The sequence below is a fragment of the Polaromonas sp. P3_C2 genome (genome assembly GCF_056402675.1).
Window position 1 is genome coordinate 1 of the sequence record NZ_JBFUGX010000431.1, and the last position, 3,634, is coordinate 3,634.

Consider the following 3,634-nt stretch of genomic DNA (forward strand, 5'->3'; position numbering starts at 1 on the left):
CCCGCAGACGCCGTACACGATTCTGCAGAACTCCACGATTGACTTTGTCACCATGCAACGCATCAACCGTTTTGCGCGGTACTGGGAAATGCTGGCCAACTCAGGGCGTTTTGCGCGGGGGCTCCGGCTGCTGCTGGCCCCCGGCTCGGCGTTCGGCCATTTTCTGCATTTCAGCGACTGGCTCTGGGCCAGCACCGGTAAAACCCATGAGTTCGCACCTGAGAAACTGGTGGATTTGCTGTTTGAGCACCTCACATCGGTGCGGGGTTTGGCCGGCGCAGATGTGCGCGGCGCCCTGCTGGCCGACTATCTGGCCAGCGGCGCACGTGGCCGTCCCCATTGCCTGGCCGATTTGCTGGGTGCCGCCAAGCCGGTTGCACCCGTGCGTTCCAGCCGACAAGGCGCAGCGCGGCAAGGGCGCCATGTGAGCCAACAATCCGGTCTTCAGGACGAGGTGGGCGCCCACCGGGAAGCTATTCAGAAAGCTGCTGCAGCGGCTTGACGGGGCCAAAGGCCCTGTCTTTAAAGCATTTCGTCCGGTGCAAAGGGCCCGATCAGCTTGAGCATCAGTTGCAGTCCCCAACTCGCGTCGGGCTCGATCATGGAKTCTTTCAGTGGCGAACCTTGCGGCGCACGCCAGACCAGCCGACCGTTTTCCAGCTCGACACGGTAGGCGCCGGAAGCCAGCGTGGGCTCGATCAGCCGCGTGGCCTCGGCGGAGATGGCTCGGTTGCGGATGACTATGGCCACTTCGCTGTTTTGCAGCTGCGAGCGCAGGTCCAGGTTCATGGAGCCCACGACCAGCAGGCGGTCGTCCATGACGACGACCTTGGAATGCAGGCTGGCACGTGAGCCGCCGGTGGAACCGCCCGTGGATCCCCCCGCGATCGCTGCCGAGCCGAAGCTGCTGAAAGAGCCTTCCTGCTCGGCGCGCATTTCGTAAATCTCGATGCCCATCTCCAGCAAGGCCTTGCGGTAGCGGGCGTAACCGACGTGGGCAGCCGGCGCGTCGTTGGATGCCAGTGAGTTGGTGAGCACCCGCACACGAATGCCGCGTTGCCGGAGGTCGGCAAACTGCTTCATCATGCGTTCGCCGGGCACGAAGTAAGGCGAAACGATCAGCAGGTTGTTTTTGGCCTGCGACATCAGTTGAAGCAGCCCGTCGACCGTAGTGTCCTGCGATTCTTCAGTGGTGTCGGCGTCGGCGGCGATCTTGGACGCCTTGTCCACCAGCAGCGCCGAGGGCGCCCAGGTCCAGGTTAAGAGCCGCAGGTCGGTCGAATCCGGCAGCGTCGGCAATGGAGAGGTCACCCGTTCCGGCCGGGTTGAGGGGGGTACCGCGCCGTCACCAGCCTGGAGGGTAGCGGCCTGTGCTGTGCCTGCGGGAGAAGAAAGGTTTTCCGGGGCCTGCGGCTTGCGCTTGAGTGCGTCGATTTCCTTTTCGGTCATCAGCGACTGCACCGGGTAGGCCAGCGGGTTGTTCCAGTACTGGTCAAAGCTGCGCGACAGATCTTGCGCGATGCGGCCCGCTGCCAGCACGTCGATGTCGACAAAGTTGGTGCCGGTGCTCTGGCCGAAGTAGGTTTCGCCCAGGTTGCGTCCGCCGGTAATGGCCACGGCGTTGTCCGCCACAAAAATCTTGTTGTGCATGCGCCGCTGCATGCGCGCCGTGTCCTTGAGGTTGCCCAGGATTCGGAACATCAGCGAGCCACGGCCGCCCGGCAGGGGGTTGAAGAGGCGCAGCTCGATGTTTTTTTCAAACGCCAGCTTCAGCACCTGCGCGTTTTTTCCCGAGGTGTTGAAGTCGTCCAGCAGGATGCGGATGCGCACGCCGCGGCCCGCTGCTTCGCGCAGCGCGTCAAACATGCGTTCGGTGGTTTCGTCGGCAAAGATCGCGTAGTACTGGATATCCAGTGTCTTTTGCGCTGCCTTGATCAGCGTCATGCGGCTGGTGAAAGCCAGCTCGGCGTCACCCACCAGCGCGAACCCCGAGTCGTTGCGTGTTCCCGCCTTGGCCGCACGGGCGGCCACCAGGCTGCCCAGGCGCGTTTCAGCCGGGTTGGCCAGGGCGGTGGAGACCGGGCGGTCAACCTCGCTGGGCAGCGAGGCACAGCCCCCTAACCAAAGAGCGGCGAAGGCCATGGCCAGCCCCCGCAACGCGCGCCAGCCTGTATGCGGGATCAAGCGGGTGCCGGAAAGGGTACTGAAAGTGGTCTGCATGGTGCAGGCCACTTTAGCGTAAGGAGATGTATTTGGTGCCGCCGGGCCCTGCGTTCGCACCTATTCTTCTTGTAGGCGCCCGGCTTGACTGCGCTTCAGGGCTGTAGCCGGGCCGCATGCAGGGGGCCAGCGGGCACGGTTATGACGACAAGGTTTYCCAGCGCTGCAGCGCCGCCATCAGCTCTTCCTCGATCTTGCTGTTGCGCGCGTTGAGTTCCGCCGCCCGTTTGGCATTCGTGGTGTAGAGCGTGCCGTCATAGAGCTCCTGCTCGATGGCTTTTTGCTGCGACTCCAATTGCTGGATCAGCGCCGGCAGGCCGTCGAGCTCGCGCTGCTCCTTGTAGCTCAGCTTCTTTTTTGATAGCGGCTCGCGCTCGTCCTTATTGGGCTGCGGGCTTGTTTTGCTTGAAGTTTTGGTGCCGGCGGGGCTGCTGGCGGGCTTGTTGGCACCGGTGATCTGCGCTGCGCGTTTGGATTGCGTGATCCAGTCCGTCACGCCGCCTTCGTACTCACGCCAGAAGCCGGGGTTCTCGGGCGTGCCCTCATAGGCAATGGTGCTGGTGACCACGTTGTCGAGGAAGCGCCTGTCGTGGCTGACCAGGAACACCGTGCCTTCGTAGTTTTGCAACAGGTCTTCCAGCAATTCGAGCGTGTCGATGTCCAGGTCGTTGGTCGGCTCGTCCAGCACCAGCACGTTGGCCGGCCGGGCAAACAGGCGCGCCAGCAGCAGGCGGTTGCGCTCGCCGCCTGACAGGGTGCGCACGGGCGAGTTCGCGCGCTGGGGCGAGAACAGGAAGTCCGTCAAATAACTCTTGACGTGTTTCTTCTGGCCGTTGATTTCGACCCACTCGCTGCCGGGGCTGATGAAGTCTTCCAGCGTGGCGTCCAGGTCCAGGCTGTCGCGCATCTGGTCAAAGTACGCGACCTGCAGGTTGGCACCCTGGCGGATTTTGCCGGGCGGATTCGTCACATCGGGCTGCAGTTCACCCAGAATCAGCTTGAGCAGCGTGGTCTTGCCGGCGCCGTTGGGCCCCAGCAGGCCGACCTTGTCGCCGCGCAGCAGTGTGCCGGTGAATTTGTTGACGATGATTTTTTCCGATCCGGGATGGCCAAAGCTTTTGCTCACATCCGTCAGTTCGGCCACGATCTTGCCACTCTTCTCGCCGCTGGAGACGTCCAGGTTGACGCGGCCCACCGCATCACGCCGTGCCGCACGGTTGTCGCGCAGGGCTTCGAGGCGTCCAATGCGGGCCACGCTGCGGGTGCGGCGCGCCTCCACGCCCTTGCGGATCCACACCTCTTCCTGCGCCAGCAGCTTGTCGGCCTTGGCATTGATGACGGCTTCCTGGGCCATCTGTTCTTCTTTTTGCACCAGGTACTGGGCAAAATTGCCAGGGTAGCTGTTCAGTTTGCC

General features: G+C 63.1%; 3 protein-coding genes. 1 reads left to right on the plus strand and 2 read right to left on the minus strand.

What is annotated here, in order from left to right:
- A partial coding sequence (locus AC1DWI_RS16560; protein WP_477725236.1) for a DUF4080 domain-containing protein occupies positions 1-502 on the plus strand: 502 nt, incomplete at its 5' end.
- A gap of 20 nt (positions 503-522) precedes the next feature.
- Here the strand turns inward: AC1DWI_RS16560 and AC1DWI_RS16565 are convergent.
- Positions 523-2,220 carry a phospholipase D-like domain-containing protein gene (locus AC1DWI_RS16565; RefSeq protein WP_477725237.1) on the minus strand — a complete coding sequence of 566 codons (1,698 nt, stop codon included), beginning with the start codon at positions 2,218-2,220 and terminating at the stop codon, positions 523-525.
- A gap of 139 nt (positions 2,221-2,359) precedes the next feature.
- On the minus strand, positions 2,360-3,634 hold a 1,275-nt coding region (locus AC1DWI_RS16570), incomplete at its 5' end, for an ATP-binding cassette domain-containing protein (RefSeq protein ID WP_477725238.1).